Here is a 17,794-nt window from a genome sequence, read left to right on the forward strand (position 1 = left end):
CCGGACCGCGGGCGCGGCGGCTCGTGACGGCCGCGGCGGGGTGACCGCATGAGCGAGCCTTGCGAGCGAATCGGCTGGCACGGCTCGGCTCAGGCACGCGACGAGCGCAGCGAGGAGCGGGCATGAGCGACACGACCGCCGAGAGCAAGGCCGTGGCGAAGGACAAGACGGCAGGCGGCAGGCGGCGGGCCGGGCTGATCGGCGCCGTGATCGGTGTCGCCGCGGCCGGGGTCGCCGCGGGCGTCGCCGTCGAGCGGCTGGTCGTCCGGCGCACCCGGGAGAAGCCGGAAGGCGACCCGTTCGCCGACGAGCCCTTCGGCCGCCTGCCGTACGACGAGACGCTCACCGTCACCACCGACGACGGCGTCGAGCTGCACGTCGAGATCGTCGAGCCGGTCGACGGGATCGCGGTCGAGCCGCTGCGCCCCGGCCCACCCGAGCCGACCATCATCTTCGTCCACGGTTTCTGCCTCGACCAGGGCACCTTCCACTTCCAGCGCAAGGCCCTGGACGCGCTCGGCGAGCACCGCATGGTCTTCTACGACCAGCCGGGCCACGGCCTGTCCACCGCGCTGCACGAGGGCGAGTACGAGCTGCCCGCGCTCGGCGACGCGCTCTACGACGTCATCAAGGCCACCGCCCCGGTCGGGCCGATCGTGCTGGTCGGCCACTCCATGGGCGGCATGGCCATCATGGCCTGCGCCGAGCAGCACCCCGACCTGTTCGCCGACCGGGTGGCGGGCGCCGTGCTCATGGCCACGAGCGGCGGCCAGCTCGACGGCATCAGCTACGGCAACCTGCCCAACATCCTCAACCGGGCCAGCGGCCCGCTGCTCGGCCTGCTCACCGGCGCGGCCCGGTTCACCGGCCCGATGATCGACGCGGCCCGGCAGGCCAGCACCGACCTCGCCTGGCTGCTGACCAGGCGGTACGGCTTCGGCGGCGACAAGCCCAGCCCGGCGCTGGTGTCGTACGTGGAGCAGATGAACTCGCGGACCAGCACCGAGACCGTCGCCCGCTACATCCGCACCATCAACAGCCACGCCCGCTACCCCGCGCTGCGCGCCCTCAACCAGGTGCCCGTGCTGGTCATCTGCGGCGACTGCGACCTGATCACCCCGGTGGCGCACTCCGAGGAGATCTGCCGGCTGCTGCCGCACGCCAAGATGGTCCTGATCCCCGACAGCGGACACGTGACCATGCTGGAGCACGCCGACGAGGTCAACCAGGCACTGATCACCTTCCTGGACGAGCTGGAGCTCCGATGATCCTGACCACCGTGGACGACACCCGCGCCTTCGGCGCCCGCCTGGCGGCCGTGCTGCAGCCAGGCGACCTGGTCGTGCTCAGCGGCCCGCTCGGCGCGGGCAAGACCGCCCTGGCCCAGGGCGTCGGGCGCGGCCTGCGGGTGCTCGGCGACGTCACCTCGCCGACGTTCGTCATCGCGCGCGTGCACCGGCCCGACCGGGCCGCGGGCGGCACGGTGCCGATGGTGCACGTGGACGCGTACCGGCTGGGCAGCGTCACCGACCCGCGCGCCCAGGTCGACGACCTCGACCTCGACGCCTCGGTCGACGACTCGGTCACCCTCGTCGAGTGGGGCGAGGGCATGGTCGAGCAGCTCGCCGACTCCTACCTGGAGGTCCGCATCGACCGCCGCGACGACGACACCCGCGAGGTCACCCTCGTCGGCCACGCCGGCACCTGGCCCACCCGCCTCGCACCCCTCACCCCCTAGCCCCGCCACGGGCGGGCTTCTCGGCCTGCACTTTCGGGGAAACTGCAGCTTCGGCTCACGAAGTTCGTGCAGTATCCCCGAAACTGCTCACCGCTCCGCGGCCGCGACGGACGGGGTGCCAGCCGCGGGTGCGCAGGGCGGTGCGGACCTCGGCGGTGAAGGCGGGGAGGTCTTCGCGGAGGCGCTGGGCGGTCAGGTGCAGGACGATCCAGTCCTGGCCGACCAGGCGGTTGAGACGCTGGCGGTCCAGGTGGAACTGGTCGGCCTGGGCGTGCCAGACGCCGTCGTACTCGACCGCGACCCGGTATTCGGGCCAGGCCAGATCGACGCGCGCGACGAAACGGCCGCGATCCTCGATCACGTGCTGGGTGACCGGCCGTGGCAGCCCCGCCAGCACCAGCCCGACCCGGGTGTGCGACTCCGGTGCCGACTGTGCACCGCCGTCAGCCAGCTCGACCGCCTTCCCGAACCGGCTGCCGCCGCGCTGGTCCAGCTGGTTATGCGCGTGTCTGCGCAGCTCACTGAGGTCGACCGCGCCGCGGCCCAGCAGCGAGTCGATGTGGGCGACAGCCTCGGCCGGCTCATACCACTGCGCCAGATCCCAGCAGGTTCGCAGCGGTGACGTGACCCTTGCCCTGCCCCGCGAGACGAACTCGGCGGTGCTGACATCCGCCGTGTGCACGCGCAGCCCGGCCACCGGGCCGAATCTGTGCGTGGGCGGGACGAGCACCTCGACCGGTGCCGCGTCCAGCGGTGCCAGACCGCCGTGGAACGCCACCGCGGAGCGGCCCGCGACGGCTGCCTGTGCGGGGATGAGCCAGCGCACGGCCGCTTCCCCGCGCGCCAGGTGCGACACGCTCATCCGGGCGTCGGCGTACACCCCGCGAAAGATCCGCTGCCACGCGGAGCCGCGCAGCTCGTTGGCGCTGACGAGCCCGAGCCCGATCGCCTCCCGCGCCGAGAACACCTTGCCGACCAACCGCGGGCTCTGCCGAGAAGTCCGAGACACCCCGACACCCTGCCCCACCCGCCGCTTTCCCGCTCCCGCCCCTGTGGATAACCGCCGATCCAGCTGCAGTTTCGGGGAAAGTGCAGCCTTGCCACCGGCTATTCGTGCAGTTTCCCCGAAACTGCGGGCGGGGCGGGGCGGGCGGGGCGAGGTGGGAGGGGGAGGTGGGGTAGGCGGGTCAGCGGGGGCGGACGGGGGCGACGCCGATGGGGGCGTGGGTCAGGGAGGCTACGGCGGGGCGGAGAGCGGTGGCTACGTCGACGGCGGTGACGGGGCCGGTGGTGGCGGCGAGGCGGCCGGCGAGGCCGTGGGCGTAGGCGGCGGCGACGGCGGCGCGGATCGGGGGGAGGCCGCCCGCGAGCAGGGAGCCGAGCAGGCCGGAGAGCACGTCGCCGGTGCCGCCGGTGGCCAGGGCGGGGGTGCCGGTGGGGTTGGCCCACGCCTCGCCCGACGGGCCCGCGACGACGGTCCGGTCGCCCTTGAGCAGCACCACCGAGCGGGTCCACGCGGCGAGCTTCTGCGCGGCGGCGACGCGGTCCGGACCGGGCTGCTCACCGGCGAGCCGGGCGTACTCCCGGTCGTGCGGGGTGAGCACGGTCGGCGCGTCGCGGCGGCGCAGCTCACCGGACATGGAGCCGTCCACGAGCAGGGTGATCGCGTCGGCGTCGAGCAGCACGGGCACCGGCGCGGCGAGCACCGAGCGCAGCTCGCCCGCGGCCCGCTCGTCGGTGCCGAGGCCGCTGCCGCATACCCAGGCCTGCACCCGGCCCGCGTCGGCGACACGCGGCGCGGCGATGACGCTGGGGTGTGCGGGCACCACCAGCTCGTGTGCCGACCCGGCGTAGCGGACCAGGCCGGCCGGCCCGGCGAGCGCGCCGGACAGGGACAGCAGCGCGGCGCCCGGGTACTCGGCGGAGCCGGTGGCGACGCCGACGACGCCGCGGGTGTACTTGTCGGAGATCGGGCCGGGCTGCGGCCACCAGGCGGCCAGGTCGGCGGTGTCGGCGACGCGCAGCGCCGGGTCGGCGGGCAGGTGCGGCATGATGCCGATGTCGACCAGCTCGACCTGCCCGGCCAGCACCGCGGCGGGGCCGACCACATGGGCCGGTTTGAGGCAGCCGAAGGTGACGGTGACGTCGGCGTGTACGGCGGTGCCGGGCACGTCGCCGGTGTCCACGCCGACGCCGGAGGCGACGTCGACCGCGATCACCGTGGGGCGCGGGTCGAGGGCGGCGAGCTGCTCGGCCAGGGTCAGCGCGGTGCCGCGCAGGGCGCCGGTGGCGCCGATGCCGAGCAGCCCGTCGACGACCAGGTCGATCCGGCGTGGCCAGTCGGGCAGCACCCGGCCGCCCGCGGCGCGCAGCGCGGCCAGCCCTTCGGCATGCGCCCGCTTCGGGTCGCTGAGCAGCGCGCCGACCTGGACACCCTGCCGCGCCAGCATGGCTCCGGCGTACAGGGCGTCGCCGCCGTTGTCGCCGGGGCCGACCAGGAGCACGACCCGCGAGGCGTACACCCCGCCCTGGTCGCGCAGGGTCACCGCGCAGCGGCGGGCCAGCCCGGCGGCGGCGCGCTGCATGAGCGTGCCCGGCGGCAGCGTCGCCATCAGCGCGGACTCGGCCGCCCGCACCTGCGCGACGCGATACACCGGCCTCATGGGCGGACCTCCCGTGCCGGGCGGCTCACAGCCCTGCCTCGGCGATGACGACGGCGGAGGCGATGCCCCCGTCGTGGGACAGGGACAGGTGCCAGCGCTCGACGCCGCGCTCGGCGGCCACCGCGGCGACGGTGCCCGACACGGTCAGCCAGGGCCGCCCGTCCGGGTCCACCACGATCTCGCAGTCGTGCCAGTGCATGCCCGCCGGCGCGCCCAGCGCCTTGGCCACCGCCTCCTTGGCGGCGAACCGCGCGGCCAGCGACTCGGGCGAGCGCTCGTGGCCCGAGCTGGTGGTGCGCTCGGCCTCGGTGAACAGGCGCTCCCTGAGGTGCGGGGTGCGCTGCAGCGCCTGTGCGAACCGCTCGACCAGGACGACGTCGTTGCCCACCGAGACAATCACGTGTTGACCTTAAGGTCTCAGGTGTGGATCTGGTACTTCGCTCCGGGAATGTGTACGGCGTGCGCGGCGCCACGGCGGTCGCGGTCGATCACGGCGTGATCGTCGCCGTCGGCTCGGACGACGAGGTTTCGTCGCTGGTCACGGCCCGGACCGAGGTGGTGGACCTGGCGGGGCGGCCGCTGCTGCCCGGCTTCCAGGACGCGCACGCGCACCCCGTGTTCGCCGGGCTGAACCTGCTCCGCTGCGACCTGACCGAGCCGCACGACGAGGCCGGCTACCTGCGGGAGCTGGCCGCGTACGCCGCCGCGCACGGCGACCGCCCGTGGGTGATGGGCGCCGGGTGGTCGTACGACGCGTTCGGCGGCGGCCAGCCGCACCGGGCCGCGCTGGACGGGGTGGTCGCCGACCGGCCCGTGTACCTCGCGGTGCGGGACGCGCACAGCGCCTGGTGCAACTCGCGCGCGCTGGCGCTGGCCGGGATCGACCGGCACACCCCCGACCCGGAGGGCGGCCGGATCGAGCGCGACGCCGCCGGCGAGCCCACCGGTGTGCTGCACGAGAGCGCGATGGAGCTGGTCAGCTCGGTTGCGCCGCGGCCGGACGCGGCCGAGATCCGGCGCGCGCTGCTGCTGGCCCAGTCCCGCCTGCACGCGCTCGGGGTGACCGCCTGGCAGGACGCGATCCTCGGCGACTACGGCGGCTGGCCGGACGCCTTCGACGCGTACCGGTCCGCCGACGCGGACGGGCTGCTGACCGCGCGGGTGCGCGGCGCCCTGTGGTGGGAGCCGACGCGCGGCCTGGAGCAGCTCGCCGAGCTGCGGGAACGCCGGGCGGCGGCGCGCGCGTCGGGCGGCGCGAACTTCCGCGCGGAGACCGTCAAGATCATGCAGGACGGGGTGGCCGAGAACTTCACCGCCGCGATGATCGACCCGTACCTGGACGGCTGCGGCTGCGCCACCGACCGCCGCGGCATCTCCCGGGTCGACCCCGCCGAGCTGCGGGAGATCGTGGCGCTGCTCGACGCCGACGGGTTCCAGGTGCACTTCCACGCGATCGGCGACCGGGCCGTACGGGAGGTGCTGGACGCGGTCGAGCCGGTCGCGCCCTCGCCGCGGCGGCATCACGTGGCCCATGTGCAGGTGGTGCACCCTTCTGACGTGCCGCGATTCGGGCGGCTCGGGCTCACCGTCACCATGCAGGCGCTGTGGGCGGTGCACGAACCGGCGATGGACGAGATGACCATCCCGTTCCTGGGCGGCGAGCGGGCGGGCTGGCAGTACCCGTTCGGCGCGGTGCACGCGCACGGCGGGCGGCTGGCGGCGGGCAGCGACTGGCCGGTGTCCGAGCCCGACCCCATGCGGGCGATCCACGTGGCGGTGAACCGGGTGGCCCTCGGTTGCGGCGAGCCGCCGCTCGGGCCCGAGCAGGCACTCGACCTGGGGACGGCGTTGGAGGCGTACACGGCGGGTTCGGCGTACGTGAACCACTTCGACGACAGCGGCCGGATCGCGCCCGGACTGCGGGCCGACCTGACCGTCCTGGACCGCGACCCGTTCGCGGGCCCGCCCACCGAGATCGGCGCCGCCCGCGCCGCCCACACCTGGGTCGCCGGCCACCTCGTCCACACCACCTGACAACCACTGCGCCACTGCGCCACTGCGCCGCTGCGCCGCTGCGCCGCTGGGCCGCTGGGCCGCTGGGCCGCTGGCGAAGATCGCTGGTTCGTGTCACAAAGTCGGGCTGGACCCCAGCTTTCGACACGAACCTCCGATCTTGGCGGTGGGGCGGCGGCTTCCCGCGCGGCAGGCAGGCCGTGACGCGGCGGCTCCCGCAGTAGCCGAACGGCGGGCCGGCTAACAGGGCGCGGTATCCGTGGACAAGGCCTGTGGAAAACCTGTGGGTAACGGTGGCCGAGGTTATCCACAGGGGCTGTGCGGGTCCCGGCCCGGCCGGAAGCATCGAGCCATGAAACCGACCTTCGCCGACGGATCCGGGCCGCTCAAGCCGGTGCTCGTGGAACCCGATGAACTGGTCAGGCTGGCCGCCTCGCTGGACGGGCTGTCCGGTGCGCTCGCCCGGGAGGCACCGGCCGCGGCCAGGCTGCGCGACTGCCCGCCGGGGTGGGCCGTGGGCGACGCCCAGGCCGCGCTGGCGCACGCGGTGACCGCGCACCTGGCCGCCGTCGCGGCGGACATCGCCGGGTTCGGCGACCGGCTGCGGGTGGCCGGGCTCAGCTACGCCGACCGCGACTCCGACCTCGCCCGCAAGATCACCGCGGGGGCCCGCCGATGACCATCACGTACGCGCAGCTGCGCGACGCCGACCCGGCCCGGTGGCACGCGAGCGCGGCGGCCTGGCGCGGGCTGAGCCGCCGCGCCGACGAACACGCCGACGACCTCGCCGCCCACCTCGTCCGGGTGGACCGCGCGTGGAGCGGGGGCACGGCCGCCGACGCGGCCCGGGAGTCCGGTGCGGCGTTGGCCGCGCGGTTGCTGGTCATGCCCGGGGCGCTGCTGGAGGCGGACCAGCTGCTGTCCCGGCACGCGGCGCGAATCGCCGTGCTTCGGGAGCGGCTCGCCACCGCCGTCGATGCGACACGCGGCACCGCCGTGCGCGTCTCCGCGGTCGGCGATGTCAGCGTCGTGGCACCGCCGAACGGTTACGGCGGCGATCGCGGCCCGGGCAGCGGACGCGGCGGACCAGGCTCGGGCAGCGGACGCGGCGGGCGGGGCTCGGGCAGCGGGCAGAGTGCGGCCGGGGCACCGGGGCAGGCGGACGTGGCGCTGGCCGTCCGGGTCGCCGCGGAGATCGACACGGTGCTCGCGGCGGCGGACCGCAGCGACCAGGAGACGGCGAAGGCGCTGCACGAGCTGGCCACGGCGGCTCGCACGGGCTGGGCGGGCGGCCCGGTGGCCGTGCCGAGCGGCGTGGGCCTGCTGCAGGTGGCGCAGTGGTGGGCGGGGCTCAGCGACGCCGAGCGCCGCTGGCTGGTGGCGCACCGGCCGGAGCAGATCGCCGGGCTGGACGGCGTGCCGGTGACCGCCCGCGACCGCGCCAACCGGGACCTGCTCGACCGCGAGCTGGACCGCCTGCGCGAAGCCGTGGCCGCCGGCCCCGGCGACGCCGCCGCCCGGACCAGGCTCGACGCGCTCAGCGGCCTCTACCACCGGCTGGCGGCCGTCGAGCCGCGCGCGTACCTGCTGCAGTTCGGCGCGGGCGGGGACGGCCGGGCGGTGGTGTCCTTCGGCGATCCCGACGTCAGCGACAACGTCGCCACGTACGTGCCGGGCGCGGGCTCGTCGCTGGACGCGTTCGAGGGTGAGCTGGAGCGAGCCGCCACGCTGCACCAGGCGGCCACGGCGCAGGCGCCGGACGAGGGGACCGCCGCGATCATGTGGCTGGGGTACGACGCACCCGACGGGCTGGACGCCGCGCGCGCCGACGCGGCGGTGGCGGCCCGGCCGGAGCTGACGGCTTTCCAGGCCGGGCTGGCCGCCACGCATGAGGGCGACCCGGCCCGGCTGACGCTGATCGGGCACTCGTACGGCAGTCTCGCCGTCGGCGTGGCCGAGCGGGACGGGGCCGTGGTGGCGGACGAGATCGTGGCGCTGGGCAGCCCCGGCATGGGCGTGGACCGGGCCGCCGAGCTGCGCGATCCGGCCCACGTCTGGGCGTCGACGGCGCCCAACGACATCGTCCGGTTCGCCCCGTCGCCGGGTGAGGCGGTGGTGGGCGTGCTGGCCGGCGGTCCGGGGCTGGTCGCGCTGGGCTCGGCGAGCGACGCCGTGCTCGGGGGCAACGCCGACCTGTGGCACGGGACGGACCCGTCCGCGGCCGGGTTCGGCGCGCGGGCGTTCCCGTCGCAGGCGGGCGCCGACCCGGTCGACGCCCACGCGAGCTACTTCGACCCGGCCGGGCCCGCGCTGCGGACCCTGGCCGGGATCGTGACGGGACCGGCTACTCCACCGTGACGGACTTGGCCAGGTTGCGCGGCTGGTCGACGTCGTGCCCGCTGGCGTCGGCGATCGCGGCGGCGAGCACCTGCAGCGGCACGGTGGTGACGAACGGCGCGAGCAGCGTCGGCGTCCGCGGCACCCGCACCAGCATGTCGGCGTACGGGACGACGGCGTCGTCGCCCTCCTCGGCGATGACGATGGTGTGGGCGCCGCGGGCGCGCACCTCCTGGATGTTGCTGACGATCTTGTCGTGCAGCACGCCGCGCCCGGCGGGCGACGGGACGATGCAGACCACGGGGGTGCCCCGGTCGAAGGCGCGCCCGTCCCCGGCGGGGCCGGCGATCAGCGCGATCGGGCCGTGCTTGAGCTCGCCCGCGGCGAAGCCCTCGGCGTGCAGGTAGGCCAGCTCCTTGAGCTTGAGCGCGCCCTCCAGCGCCACCGGGTAGCCGACGTGGCGGCCGATGAACAGCACCGTCGAGGCGTTGGTCTCGGCGAGCTGGCGGCCCAGCTCGCGGACCGGGTCCATGGCCGCCAGCACCTTCTCGATCTTGGCGGGCATCTCCTGGAGCTGCGCCAGCACCGCGCCGACCTCGTCGGCGTACTTCACCCCGCGCACCTGGGCCAGGTGCAGGCCGACCAGGAAGCAGGCGGCGAGCTGGGTCAGGAACGCCTTGGTCGAGGCGACCGCGATCTCCGGGCCGCCGTGGGTGTAGAGCACCGCGTCGGACTCCCGCGGGATGGTGGAGCCGTTGGTGTTGCAGATGGCCAGCACCCGGGCCTTCTGCTCCTTGGCGTGGCGCAGCGCCATCAGCGTGTCCATGGTCTCGCCGGACTGCGAGATGACCACGACCAGCGTGGACCGGTCCAGCACCGGGTCGCGGTAGCGGAACTCGCTGGCCAGCTCGACCTCGCACGGGATCCGCGTCCAGTGCTCGATGGCGTACTTGGCGACCAGGCCGGCATGGTACGACGTGCCGCAGGAGACGATGAAGACCTTGTCGACGTCGCGCAGGTCCTGGTCGGTCAGCCGGACCTCGTCGAGCATGATCTCGCCGTGCTCGCCGATGCGGCCGCGCAGGGTGTCGGCGACGGCCTGCGGCTGCTCGGCGATCTCCTTGAGCATGAACCAGGCGTGGCCGTCCTTCTCGGCGGCGCGGGCGTCCCAGTCCACGTGGTAGTCGCGGCCCTGTGCCGGGTTGCCGGCGAAGTCGGTGATCTCGATGGCGTCGGCGGTGATCAGGACGATCTGGTCCTGGCCCAGCTCGACGGCCTCGCGGGTGTGCTCGATGAACGCGCTCACGTCGCTGGCCAGGAAGTTCTCACCGTTGCCGCGGCCGACCACGAGCGGCGAGTTGCGCCGCGCGCCGACCACCGCGCCTGGTGCCTGCGCGTCGACCGCGAGCAGCGTGAACGCGCCCTCCAGCCGGTTGCACACGCGGCGCATCGCGTCGGCGAGCGCCTGCGGGCTGCCCGCGACCCCGGCCAGCTCGGCGGCCAGCAGGTGCGCCACGCACTCGGTGTCGGTGTCGCTGGCGAACTCGACGCCGGATGCCTGCAACTCGGCCCGCAGCTTCGCGAAGTTCTCGATGATGCCGTTGTGGATCACCGCGATGCGGCCGTCGGCCGACAGGTGCGGGTGGGCGTTGCGGTCGGTGGGGCCGCCGTGGGTGGCCCAGCGGGTGTGCCCGATGCCCGTGGTGCCCGTACGCAGCTCGGCCTCGGGCGCCTCGGCCAGCAGCTTCTCCAGGTTCGACAGCTTGCCGGCCTTCTTCGCGAGCAGCAGCCGGCTGCTCGCGAGCACGGCGACGCCTGCGGAGTCGTAACCCCGGTACTCCAGGCGACGCAGCCCTTCCAACACCACACCGAGCGCCGACTGGCCGCCCACGTATCCCACGATCCCGCACATGCCCGTTACCCTAGCGGAGTTTCGCTCATATTGCATGAGCGGAACGGGGGTATTCACGCACACGTCCTGATTGCAATGTGGGCCGACCTGGGGACGGGCCGGCGCGCGCCCGAATAGTGACGGGTTGCCGCCAGGGGGGATGGCCGGCGGGCGCGGCTGCCCTACCATCCGCGCATGAGTTACCCCCCTCCTCAGCCTGACCCGTATCAGTCGCCGCCGCCGTACGGCGTGCCCGCGTACCAGCACCCGATCCAGCCGCCGAAGAAGAGCAAGGCGGGCCTGATCGTGGGCATCATCCTCGGCGTCGTGCTGGTGCTCTGCGTGGGCTGCGGCGCCTTCGGCTACTTCGTGCTCGACTGGACCGGCGACAAGGTCCAGGAGATCGAGGACAGCCTGCCCAGCATGGGCGTCGTCACCGGTGACGGCACCGGCTCGCACACGGTGCGCTACACCGTGGAGGGCACCGGCCAGACCGTCATCACGTACTCCCTGGGCACCGGCGGCACGGAGAGCGAGACGGTCACCCTGCCCTGGAGCAAGGATCTCACCGTCGCGTCGGACTCGTTCGCGGCTTCCGTGATCGCGCTCGGCGGCAGCGCGAAGCTGGACGGCTGCAGCATCACGATCGACGGCAAGGAACAGAAGCGCAGCAGCGCCACCGGCACGACGGCCATCTGCACGACGGTGTTCGTGGGTGGTTGACCACGAAGATCGCTGCCTCGTGTCAGAACCTGGGGCTTGAGCACAGGTTCTGACACGAGGCAGCGATCTTGCCGGCGGCGCGCGAGACGCGACCGCCCCGCGACTCAGCCGACGGGGCTGGCGGCCCGCACGTCGGCGGCGATGCCCTCGGCGATCTTCTGGGCGACGTCCTCGGTGGACGCCTCGACCATGACCCGCACCAGCGGCTCGGTGCCCGACGGACGCAGCAGCACCCGGCCGGTCCCGGCCAGCTGGGACTCGGCGGCGGCGACCGCGGCGAGGATCTCCGGCGCGCGGGCCACGCCCTTGTCGGCGACCCGTACGTTGATCAGCACCTGCGGCAGGCGCTGCACCACGGCGGCCAGCTCGGCCAGGGTCTTGCCGGTCTCGGCGACCCGGGCCAGCAGGCGCAGGCCGGTGAGCACCCCGTCGCCGGTGGTGGCGTGCTCGGTGAAGACCACGTGACCGCTCTGCTCGCCACCGAGGCTGAACCCGCCGGCCCGCAGCTCCTCCAACACGTACCGGTCGCCGACCTTGGTCTCGACCAGGGTGATGCCGGCCTCGCGCATGGCGATGCGCAGCCCGAGGTTGCTCATCACGGTAGCGACGAGGGTGTTCTCGGCGAGCGCACCGGCGTCGCGCATGGCCAGCGCGAGGATCGCCATGATCTGGTCGCCGTCGACCTCGGTGCCGCTCGCGTCCACGGCCAGGCACCGGTCGGCGTCGCCGTCGACCGCGATGCCCAGGTGGGCACCGTGCTCGACGACGGCGGCCTTGAGGGGGGCGAGGTGGGTGGCGCCGCACTCGTCGTTGATGTTGAGCCCGTCCGGCTCCGCGTTGATCGCGATGACCTCGGCCCCGGCCTCCCGGAACGCCTCGGGGGCGACGTCGCTGGCGGCGCCGTGGGCACAGTCCAGCACGACCTTGATGCCCGCCAGCGGCTGCCCGGTCGCCTCGACCAGGTGCGAGGTGTAGTGCTCGGCGCCGTCGAGCAGGTCGTGCACCCGGCCGACCTGAGCTCCGGTGGGCCGCGTCCAGGGCGCGCCGAGCGCGGCCTCGATCGTGTCCTCCTGCTCGTCGGTGAGCTTGTGCCCGCCCGCGGCGAAGAACTTGATGCCGTTGTCGGGCATCGGGTTGTGGCTGGCGGAGATCATCACGCCGAAGTCGGCGCGCACCTCGGCGGTCAGGAACGCCACGCCGGGGGTCGGCAGCACGCCCACCCGGACCACGTTGGCACCCGCACTGGCCAGGCCGGCGACCACGGCCGCCTCCAGCATCTCGCCGCTGGCCCGGGGGTCGCGGCCGACCACCACGAGCGGCGGCTGCACTCGGGCCTCCTGGTCGGGCAGCGTGTGCGCCGCGGCGACCGCGAGGGAGAGCGCGAGTTCGGGGCTGAGGTCCGCGTTGGCCAGACCGCGTACGCCGTCGGTGCCGAAGAGGCGTGCCATCCGGTGGCCCTTTCTGTGGGGTGCGAAAGGAGGGGTACGACACGACCCGGCGCGCGGGTGGCGAGCCGAGGCCGGGAGCTGCGGAAAGTCGAACGGCCGGGCACGCCATCCCGCCTGGAAGCAGGAGCGTGCCCGGCCGTTCAGCAGCTGAAAGCGATCAACGCTTCGAGTACTGCGGAGCCTTACGGGCCTTCTTGAGACCGTACTTCTTGCTCTCGGTGACGCGGGCGTCACGGGTGAGGAAGCCGGCCTTCTTCAGCGCCGGGCGGTCGTCGAGGTCGAGCTCGCACAGCGCGCGGGCGATCGCCAGGCGCAGCGCGCCGGCCTGACCGCTGATGCCGCCGCCACGCAGGTTGGCGACGACGTCGAGGGTCTCGCCCTTCTCGGCGAGCACGAGCGGCTCCCGCACCGACTGCTGCGCGACCTTGCTGGGGAGGTACTTCTCCAGCTCACGGCCGTTGCAGGTGATCTTGCCGGTGCCCGGGATCAGGCGCACCCGGACGACGGCCTGCTTGCGGCGGCCGACGGTCTGGATCGGGCGGTCGCCCTTGAACTTCGGGGTGGCCGGCTTGGCAGCGACGGCGACCGAGGCCTCAGCCTCGACCACGGCCTGGGTCGGCACGGAAGTGTCGGTCATGGTGATTCCTTCGTCCGCGCTCACTGCGCGATCTGCTTGATCTCGAACGGCACCGGCTGCTGCGCCGCGTGCGGGTGCTCCGCGCCGGCGTAGACCTTGAGCTTCGACAGGATCTGCCGGCCCAGCTTGTTGTGAGGGATCATGCCCTTGACGGCCAGCTCGATCGCCTTTTCGGGGCGCTTGGTGAGCAGCTCCTCGTAACCGACGGCCTTCAGACCACCGGGGTGGCCGGAGTGCCGGTAGGCGATCTTGGTCGCGCGCTTGTTGCCGGTGAGGGCAACCTTGCCGGCGTTGATGATGATCACAAAGTCGCCGGTGTCGACGTGCGGCGCGAAAGTCGGCTTGTGCTTACCGCGCAGGAGGTTGGCGGTGTGGGTGGCGAGCCGGCCCAGCACGACGTCAGAAGCGTCGATCACGTGCCACTGACGCTCGATCTCACCCGGCTTCGGGCTGTACGTACGCACAGGTCTACCTTGTCTCGTCGTAGGTCTGTGTGACCGCGGGCGACCGCCCACGACCAACGGATTCTGCGATGCCGGCCGGCCGTGAACACGGACCGGCGCGCGAACGACAAGCCTACCTGAGCATCAGGACTGCCGGCTCGGCGCCACCTCTCGCACAACAGCCGCTAACGATACCCGCTGCCCCGCAGTGAGGTCAAAACGGCCCGGCCCTCCTGTGGTATGGCGTCCCCTGTCCGGTTTTCCAGGGCGAACTCACAGCGCGGGACCCGGCGCGGTGCGGCAGGGTTCACAACATGGGTACGGGACGCGGAACATCATCGCAATCACACGTTCGTAACTTGCTCGCTATGACCGTCACCGCGCCCGCGCCGCCGGCAAAGACGCCCGCCGCCGCCATCAGCAACTGGGATCCCGAGAACCCGGAGTTCTGGGCGTCCACCGGCCGCCGTGTCGCCCGGCGGAACCTGATCTTCTCCATCTTCGCGGAGCACCTCGGGTTCTCGGTGTGGACGCTCTGGAGCGTCGTGGTGGTGGCCATGCCCGCCACCACCTTCCCGTACACCGTCGACCAGAAGTTCTGGCTGGTCGCGCTGCCGAACCTGATCGGTGCGCTGATGCGCATCCCGTACACCTTCGCGGTGACCCGGTTCGGCGGGCGCACCTGGACCATGCTCAGCGCGCTGCTGCTGCTGATCCCGATCATCGGCATGGTGTACGCGGTCACCGCCAAACCCGCCTACTGGGTGGTGCTGGTGCTGGCCGCCACGGCCGGTCTGGGCGGCGGCAACTTCGCCTCGTCCATGACCAACATCTCCTTCTTCTTCCCGGAGAAGGAGAAGGGCACGGCGCTGGGGCTCAACGCGGCCGGCGGCAACCTCGGCATCAGCGTGATGCAGCTGGTCGTGCCGATCGCGCTGTCCTTCGGGCTGGTCTACGGCGGCCTGATGTGGCTGCCGCTGGTGCTGGCCGCCGCGCTCTGCGCGCACCTCTACATGAACAACCTGACCGTGGCGAAGTCGCCGCTGCGCGCCCAGTTCGCCACGGTGAAGCGGCCGCACACCTGGATCATGTCCTTCCTCTACATCGGCACCTTCGGCTCGTTCCTCGGCTACTCGGCCGCCTTCCCGCTGGTACTCAAGCTGCAGTTCCCGCAGGCGCCGGTGGCCCACCTGGGCGCCGCGACGATCACCCTGGCGTTCACCGGCCCGCTGATCGGCTCGCTGGTCCGCCCGGTGGGCGGCTGGCTGTCCGACCGGGTCGGCGGCGCCCGCGTCACCGCGGCCTGCTTCGTGATCATGGGCCTCGGCTCCTACGGCGTCGTGGCCGCGGTGCAGGCCAAGAGCATGGCCGGCTTCCTCACCGCGTTCCTGCTGCTGTTCGCCGCGGCGGGGGCGGGCAACGGCTCGACGTACCGCATGATCCCGGCGATCTTCGCGGCCACGTCGCCCGACCTGGCCACCGCGAAGCGGGAGTCGGCGGCGACCCTGGGCATCGCCGGCGCGATCGGCGCGGTGGGCGGCTTCTACCTGCCCCGGGCGATCAGCGACTCGATCAAGGCCACCGGCGGCATCGAGACCGCCTTCGGCTGGTTCGCCGTGCTGTACGGCGTCTGCCTCGCCGTGACCTGGTGGTGCTACCTGCGGCGGCGGGTCCTGGTCGCCCAGGCGCCGAGCCTGGCCCACGCGGGCGTCTGAACCTGATCTCTCCCTCCTCGCCCCGACCCCGGCCCGCCTGCCGGGGTCGGGGCACATTCATGTATGCGCAGCTCAGAGGCGTAATGGTGTCGCGTAGACCACAGTCCGGCGGCTTGCGAAATAGTTGAAGCTTCACCAAAGTTGGTGCCAGGTGGCTGACGCAGCCAGACCGACTTCGCAAGGAGACATCATGTCGATCGTCCTCGACCAGTCCGCGCAGGACCTGCTGTTCCGCGCCGCCCGCACCGCCAACACGTTCACCGACGAGCCGGTGAGCGACGAGCAGGTGCAGGCCATCTACGAGCTGGTCAAGTACGCCCCCACCTCGGTGAACATGCAGCCGCTGCGCGTGGTGCTGGTCCGCTCGGCGCAGGCCCGCGAGCGCCTGGTCGCGCAGATGGCCGAGGGCAACCAGGCCAAGACCGCCGCCGCCCCGCTGGTCGCCGTGCTGGCCGCCGACACGAACTTCCACGACGAGTTCCACCGCACCTTCCCGCACTTCCCGGGCGTGCGCGACTGGTTCACCGGCGACGACCACGCCCGCGCCGAGACCGCCCGGTTCAACGGCGCGCTCCAGGTCGGCTACTTCATCCTGGGCGTACGCGCGGCGGGCCTGGCCGCGGGCCCGATGACCGGCTTCGACGCGGCCGGCGTGGAGAAGGAGTTCTTCCCCGACGGCGAGCACCGGGTGCTGGCCGTGGTGAACATCGGCAAGCCGGGCGCCGACGCCTGGTTCGACCGCAGCCCCCGACTGCCGTACGACGATGTCGTGACGACGGCCTGATCGAGACGATGAGGGGTGGGGACCGGTGTCCCCACCCCTCTAAGGTTGTGATTCATGGTGACCACCACGACACAGACGACCGAGGTCCCCTGGTTGACCGACCAGGAGCAGCGGGCATGGCGCAGCTTCCTGATGACGTCGAAGCTGGTGACGGCCGAGCTGGAGCGTGGGATGGGCCAGCACGGCCTCTCCGGGACCGATTACAGCGTGCTGGTCTCCCTGTCCGAGGCGCCACGGCGGCGGATGCGCATGTCGGAGCTGTCGCACACGCTGCTGCTGGAGAAGAGCCGGCTGTCCCACCAGATCACCCGGATGGAGCGGGCGGGTCTGGTCCGCCGCGAGAGCTGCCCGGACGACCGGCGCGGGCAGTTCGCCGTGCTGACCGACGAGGGCTGGGAGACGATCCGGCGGGTCGCGCCGTTTCACGTCGAGCTGGTGCGGTCGATCTTCATCGACCGGCTGACCCCCGCCCAGCTCGCTCAGCTGGCGGAGATCTTCGAGCCGCTGCAGTCCTCGATGCGGGAGCAGTGCCCGAAGGACGAGGCGGAGTGCTGAAGCCCGCTCTCGCCTAGAGGTCCTGGATGATGCGCAGCGCGCGGCCCACCCGGCGCATGGTGTCGGTGTCGCAGACGTCCACCATGTCGGTGAACCACTTCTTCATGGGCGAGGACACCCGGTCCGGCATGATGATCAGCTCGCCCATCGGCACGGCCAGCGGCGAGTCGCGGAGCTCGTCCTCCTCGACGACCTCCGCGACTATGACGATCGGCACGTCCGTGCTGTTGTACACGTCGGAGCTGATGACCAGGCCGAGCCGCTCCCGGGCACCGTCGATCCGCCAGATCTCGCCTCTACGCAGCACGCCGCCCCCGTCCTGACAGTTCCAGGCGTACCAATTCGACTTCGCGCTCGTCGTCTAGAGCGTTCTTCTCCAAACGGTCGACGCCCGCCCGGCGAACCACGTCCGCGTGGGCGCTGAACAGCTCCCGTAGGGCCTTCTCCCGCGCGGCCTGGTCCATCCAGGCCGACAGCGACAGCCCGTCGCGCTCGGCGTAACGGCGCGCTTCCTCAATCGTCTCGTCCGCGAAGGACAGCGTTACTTTGGCAGTCATGCCGATTAGATTACGCCCGGTGTGACCACGAGTCATCCTGTTCTTCGTGCCACTTGCGTGAGTGAAAATCACCCGTTTCGAGCAACTTTACGCATTGTGACGCCATCGTAACTGTTAGCGCCTGGATGGGGTAATCGACCATTCGGACGATCATCACCATCGCTGGACGGCGGAGCCGCCGGAATCGCGTGTCACCGGGTGCCGCTGATCACTCCAAGCCCACCAACAGCGCTTTCACTGCGGACGTGCGCTGGTCTTAGCAGGTTGGAAACACAAGGGACGCTGAGGCG

The 17,794-nt window shown here is 72.6% G+C and carries 18 protein-coding genes; 9 read left to right on the forward strand and 9 right to left on the reverse strand.

All coding sequences use genetic code 11. The annotated features are described in order from the left end of the window. Positions 1 to 122 precede the first annotated feature (122 nt). Both CS0771_RS03245 and tsaE read left to right on the forward strand, forming a co-directional pair. Positions 123 to 1,268, forward strand: a complete 1,146-nt coding sequence (locus CS0771_RS03245; protein ID WP_212839722.1) for an alpha/beta fold hydrolase — start codon at positions 123 to 125, stop codon at positions 1,266 to 1,268. Beyond that, positions 1,265 to 1,738 (forward strand): tRNA (adenosine(37)-N6)-threonylcarbamoyltransferase complex ATPase subunit type 1 TsaE, encoded by a 474-nt coding sequence (tsaE, locus tag CS0771_RS03250; RefSeq protein ID WP_212839723.1) that lies wholly within the window; start codon positions 1,265 to 1,267, stop codon positions 1,736 to 1,738. The genes CS0771_RS03245 and tsaE overlap by 4 nt, the downstream gene beginning before the upstream one ends. A gap of 55 nt (positions 1,739 to 1,793) precedes the next feature. Here the strand turns inward: tsaE and CS0771_RS03255 are convergent, their stop codons facing one another. From CS0771_RS03255 to CS0771_RS03265, 3 genes are all read right to left on the reverse strand, one after another. After that, positions 1,794 to 2,747: an endonuclease domain-containing protein gene (locus tag CS0771_RS03255; protein WP_212839724.1), complete on the reverse strand. Its 954-nt coding sequence runs from the start codon at positions 2,745 to 2,747 to the stop codon at positions 1,794 to 1,796. 178 nt (positions 2,748 to 2,925) lie between these two features. Then, positions 2,926 to 4,401: an NAD(P)H-hydrate dehydratase gene (locus tag CS0771_RS03260; protein ID WP_212839725.1), complete on the reverse strand. Its 1,476-nt coding sequence runs from the start codon at positions 4,399 to 4,401 to the stop codon at positions 2,926 to 2,928. Between the two features lie 25 nt (positions 4,402 to 4,426). Further along, on the reverse strand, positions 4,427 to 4,801 hold the full coding sequence (locus CS0771_RS03265; RefSeq protein ID WP_212839726.1) for a holo-ACP synthase: 375 nt from the start codon (positions 4,799 to 4,801) through the stop codon (positions 4,427 to 4,429). Positions 4,802 to 4,824: 23 nt separating this feature from the next. Between CS0771_RS03265 and CS0771_RS03270 the strand changes: the two genes are divergently transcribed. The 3 genes from CS0771_RS03270 to CS0771_RS03280 all read left to right on the forward strand — a co-directional run bounded on the left by CS0771_RS03270 (position 4,825) and on the right by CS0771_RS03280 (position 8,772). Continuing rightward, the gene (locus tag CS0771_RS03270) at positions 4,825 to 6,435 is read left to right on the forward strand and encodes an amidohydrolase (protein WP_212839727.1); all 1,611 of its coding nucleotides are present in this window, start codon (positions 4,825 to 4,827) and stop codon (positions 6,433 to 6,435) included. A gap of 331 nt (positions 6,436 to 6,766) precedes the next feature. Continuing rightward, positions 6,767 to 7,093 carry a type VII secretion target gene (locus CS0771_RS03275; RefSeq protein WP_212839728.1) on the forward strand — a complete coding sequence of 109 codons (327 nt, stop codon included), beginning with the start codon at positions 6,767 to 6,769 and terminating at the stop codon, positions 7,091 to 7,093. Beyond that, the gene (locus CS0771_RS03280) at positions 7,090 to 8,772 is read left to right on the forward strand and encodes an alpha/beta hydrolase (protein WP_212839729.1); all 1,683 of its coding nucleotides are present in this window, start codon (positions 7,090 to 7,092) and stop codon (positions 8,770 to 8,772) included. The genes CS0771_RS03275 and CS0771_RS03280 overlap by 4 nt, the downstream gene beginning before the upstream one ends. Here CS0771_RS03280 and glmS read toward each other — a convergent pair. Beyond that, entirely contained in the window at positions 8,759 to 10,663 is a 1,905-nt protein-coding gene (glmS, locus tag CS0771_RS03285) for a glutamine--fructose-6-phosphate transaminase (isomerizing) (RefSeq protein WP_212839730.1), read from the reverse strand. The genes CS0771_RS03280 and glmS overlap by 14 nt on opposite strands. A gap of 174 nt (positions 10,664 to 10,837) precedes the next feature. Between glmS and CS0771_RS03290 the strand changes: the two genes are divergently transcribed. Then, a complete protein-coding gene (locus CS0771_RS03290; RefSeq protein ID WP_212839731.1) occupies positions 10,838 to 11,365 on the forward strand; it encodes an MmpS family transport accessory protein in 528 nt (175 codons plus the stop codon). 104 nt (positions 11,366 to 11,469) lie between these two features. On the opposite strand, the gene glmM is transcribed toward CS0771_RS03290, so the two are convergent. From glmM to rplM, 3 genes are all read right to left on the reverse strand, one after another. Continuing rightward, a complete protein-coding gene (gene glmM / locus CS0771_RS03295; protein ID WP_212839732.1) occupies positions 11,470 to 12,813 on the reverse strand; it encodes a phosphoglucosamine mutase in 1,344 nt (447 codons plus the stop codon). A gap of 157 nt (positions 12,814 to 12,970) precedes the next feature. Further along, positions 12,971 to 13,450 carry a 30S ribosomal protein S9 gene (gene rpsI / locus CS0771_RS03300; protein WP_212839733.1) on the reverse strand — a complete coding sequence of 160 codons (480 nt, stop codon included), beginning with the start codon at positions 13,448 to 13,450 and terminating at the stop codon, positions 12,971 to 12,973. Positions 13,451 to 13,470: 20 nt separating this feature from the next. After that, positions 13,471 to 13,914: a 50S ribosomal protein L13 gene (rplM, locus tag CS0771_RS03305; protein WP_203741631.1), complete on the reverse strand. Its 444-nt coding sequence runs from the start codon at positions 13,912 to 13,914 to the stop codon at positions 13,471 to 13,473. A 347-nt stretch (positions 13,915 to 14,261) separates the two neighbouring features. Here rplM and CS0771_RS03310 point away from each other — a divergent pair, with 347 nt between their 5' ends. The 3 genes from CS0771_RS03310 (at position 14,262) to CS0771_RS03320 (ending at position 16,947) form a co-directional block, all read left to right on the forward strand. Then, positions 14,262 to 15,608 carry an MFS transporter gene (locus tag CS0771_RS03310; RefSeq protein ID WP_212839734.1) on the forward strand — a complete coding sequence of 449 codons (1,347 nt, stop codon included), beginning with the start codon at positions 14,262 to 14,264 and terminating at the stop codon, positions 15,606 to 15,608. 190 nt (positions 15,609 to 15,798) lie between these two features. Then, entirely contained in the window at positions 15,799 to 16,392 is a 594-nt protein-coding gene (locus CS0771_RS03315) for a malonic semialdehyde reductase (protein ID WP_212839735.1), read from the forward strand. A gap of 54 nt (positions 16,393 to 16,446) precedes the next feature. After that, on the forward strand, positions 16,447 to 16,947 hold the full coding sequence (locus CS0771_RS03320; protein ID WP_212839736.1) for a MarR family winged helix-turn-helix transcriptional regulator: 501 nt from the start codon (positions 16,447 to 16,449) through the stop codon (positions 16,945 to 16,947). A 13-nt stretch (positions 16,948 to 16,960) separates the two neighbouring features. Here CS0771_RS03320 and CS0771_RS03325 read toward each other — a convergent pair whose 3' ends face one another. Then, positions 16,961 to 17,254, reverse strand: coding sequence for a type II toxin-antitoxin system PemK/MazF family toxin (locus CS0771_RS03325; RefSeq protein ID WP_203741638.1), 294 nt, complete (start codon positions 17,252 to 17,254; stop codon positions 16,961 to 16,963). Then, positions 17,244 to 17,504, reverse strand: a complete 261-nt coding sequence (locus tag CS0771_RS03330; RefSeq protein ID WP_203741640.1) for a DUF6364 family protein — start codon at positions 17,502 to 17,504, stop codon at positions 17,244 to 17,246. Before CS0771_RS03330 ends, CS0771_RS03325 begins: the two co-directional genes overlap by 11 nt. Positions 17,505 to 17,794 lie beyond the last annotated feature (290 nt).

This window comes from Catellatospora sp. IY07-71, from assembly GCF_018326265.1.
In the GTDB taxonomy this organism is placed as follows: Bacteria; Actinomycetota; Actinomycetes; order Mycobacteriales; family Micromonosporaceae; genus Catellatospora.

What these genes read in the sequence shown, in the direction of transcription:
- CS0771_RS03245 (WP_212839722.1), top strand. Translation starts at nt 123, where the DNA reads ATGAGCGACACGACCGCCGAGAGCAAGGCCGTGGCGAAGGACAAGACG.
- tsaE (WP_212839723.1), top strand. Translation starts at nt 1,265, where the DNA reads ATGATCCTGACCACCGTGGACGACACCCGCGCCTTCGGCGCCCGCCTG.
- CS0771_RS03260 (WP_212839725.1), bottom strand. Translation starts at nt 4,401, where the DNA reads ATGAGGCCGGTGTATCGCGTCGCGCAGGTGCGGGCGGCCGAGTCCGCG.
- CS0771_RS03275 (WP_212839728.1), top strand. Translation starts at nt 6,767, where the DNA reads ATGAAACCGACCTTCGCCGACGGATCCGGGCCGCTCAAGCCGGTGCTC.
- CS0771_RS03280 (WP_212839729.1), top strand. Translation starts at nt 7,090, where the DNA reads ATGACCATCACGTACGCGCAGCTGCGCGACGCCGACCCGGCCCGGTGG.
- glmS (WP_212839730.1), bottom strand. Translation starts at nt 10,663, where the DNA reads ATGTGCGGGATCGTGGGATACGTGGGCGGCCAGTCGGCGCTCGGTGTG.
- CS0771_RS03290 (WP_212839731.1), top strand. Translation starts at nt 10,838, where the DNA reads ATGAGTTACCCCCCTCCTCAGCCTGACCCGTATCAGTCGCCGCCGCCG.
- glmM (WP_212839732.1), bottom strand. Translation starts at nt 12,813, where the DNA reads ATGGCACGCCTCTTCGGCACCGACGGCGTACGCGGTCTGGCCAACGCG.
- rpsI (WP_212839733.1), bottom strand. Translation starts at nt 13,450, where the DNA reads ATGACCGACACTTCCGTGCCGACCCAGGCCGTGGTCGAGGCTGAGGCC.
- CS0771_RS03310 (WP_212839734.1), top strand. Translation starts at nt 14,262, where the DNA reads ATGACCGTCACCGCGCCCGCGCCGCCGGCAAAGACGCCCGCCGCCGCC.
- CS0771_RS03315 (WP_212839735.1), top strand. Translation starts at nt 15,799, where the DNA reads ATGTCGATCGTCCTCGACCAGTCCGCGCAGGACCTGCTGTTCCGCGCC.
- CS0771_RS03320 (WP_212839736.1), top strand. Translation starts at nt 16,447, where the DNA reads ATGGTGACCACCACGACACAGACGACCGAGGTCCCCTGGTTGACCGAC.
- CS0771_RS03330 (WP_203741640.1), bottom strand. Translation starts at nt 17,504, where the DNA reads ATGACTGCCAAAGTAACGCTGTCCTTCGCGGACGAGACGATTGAGGAA.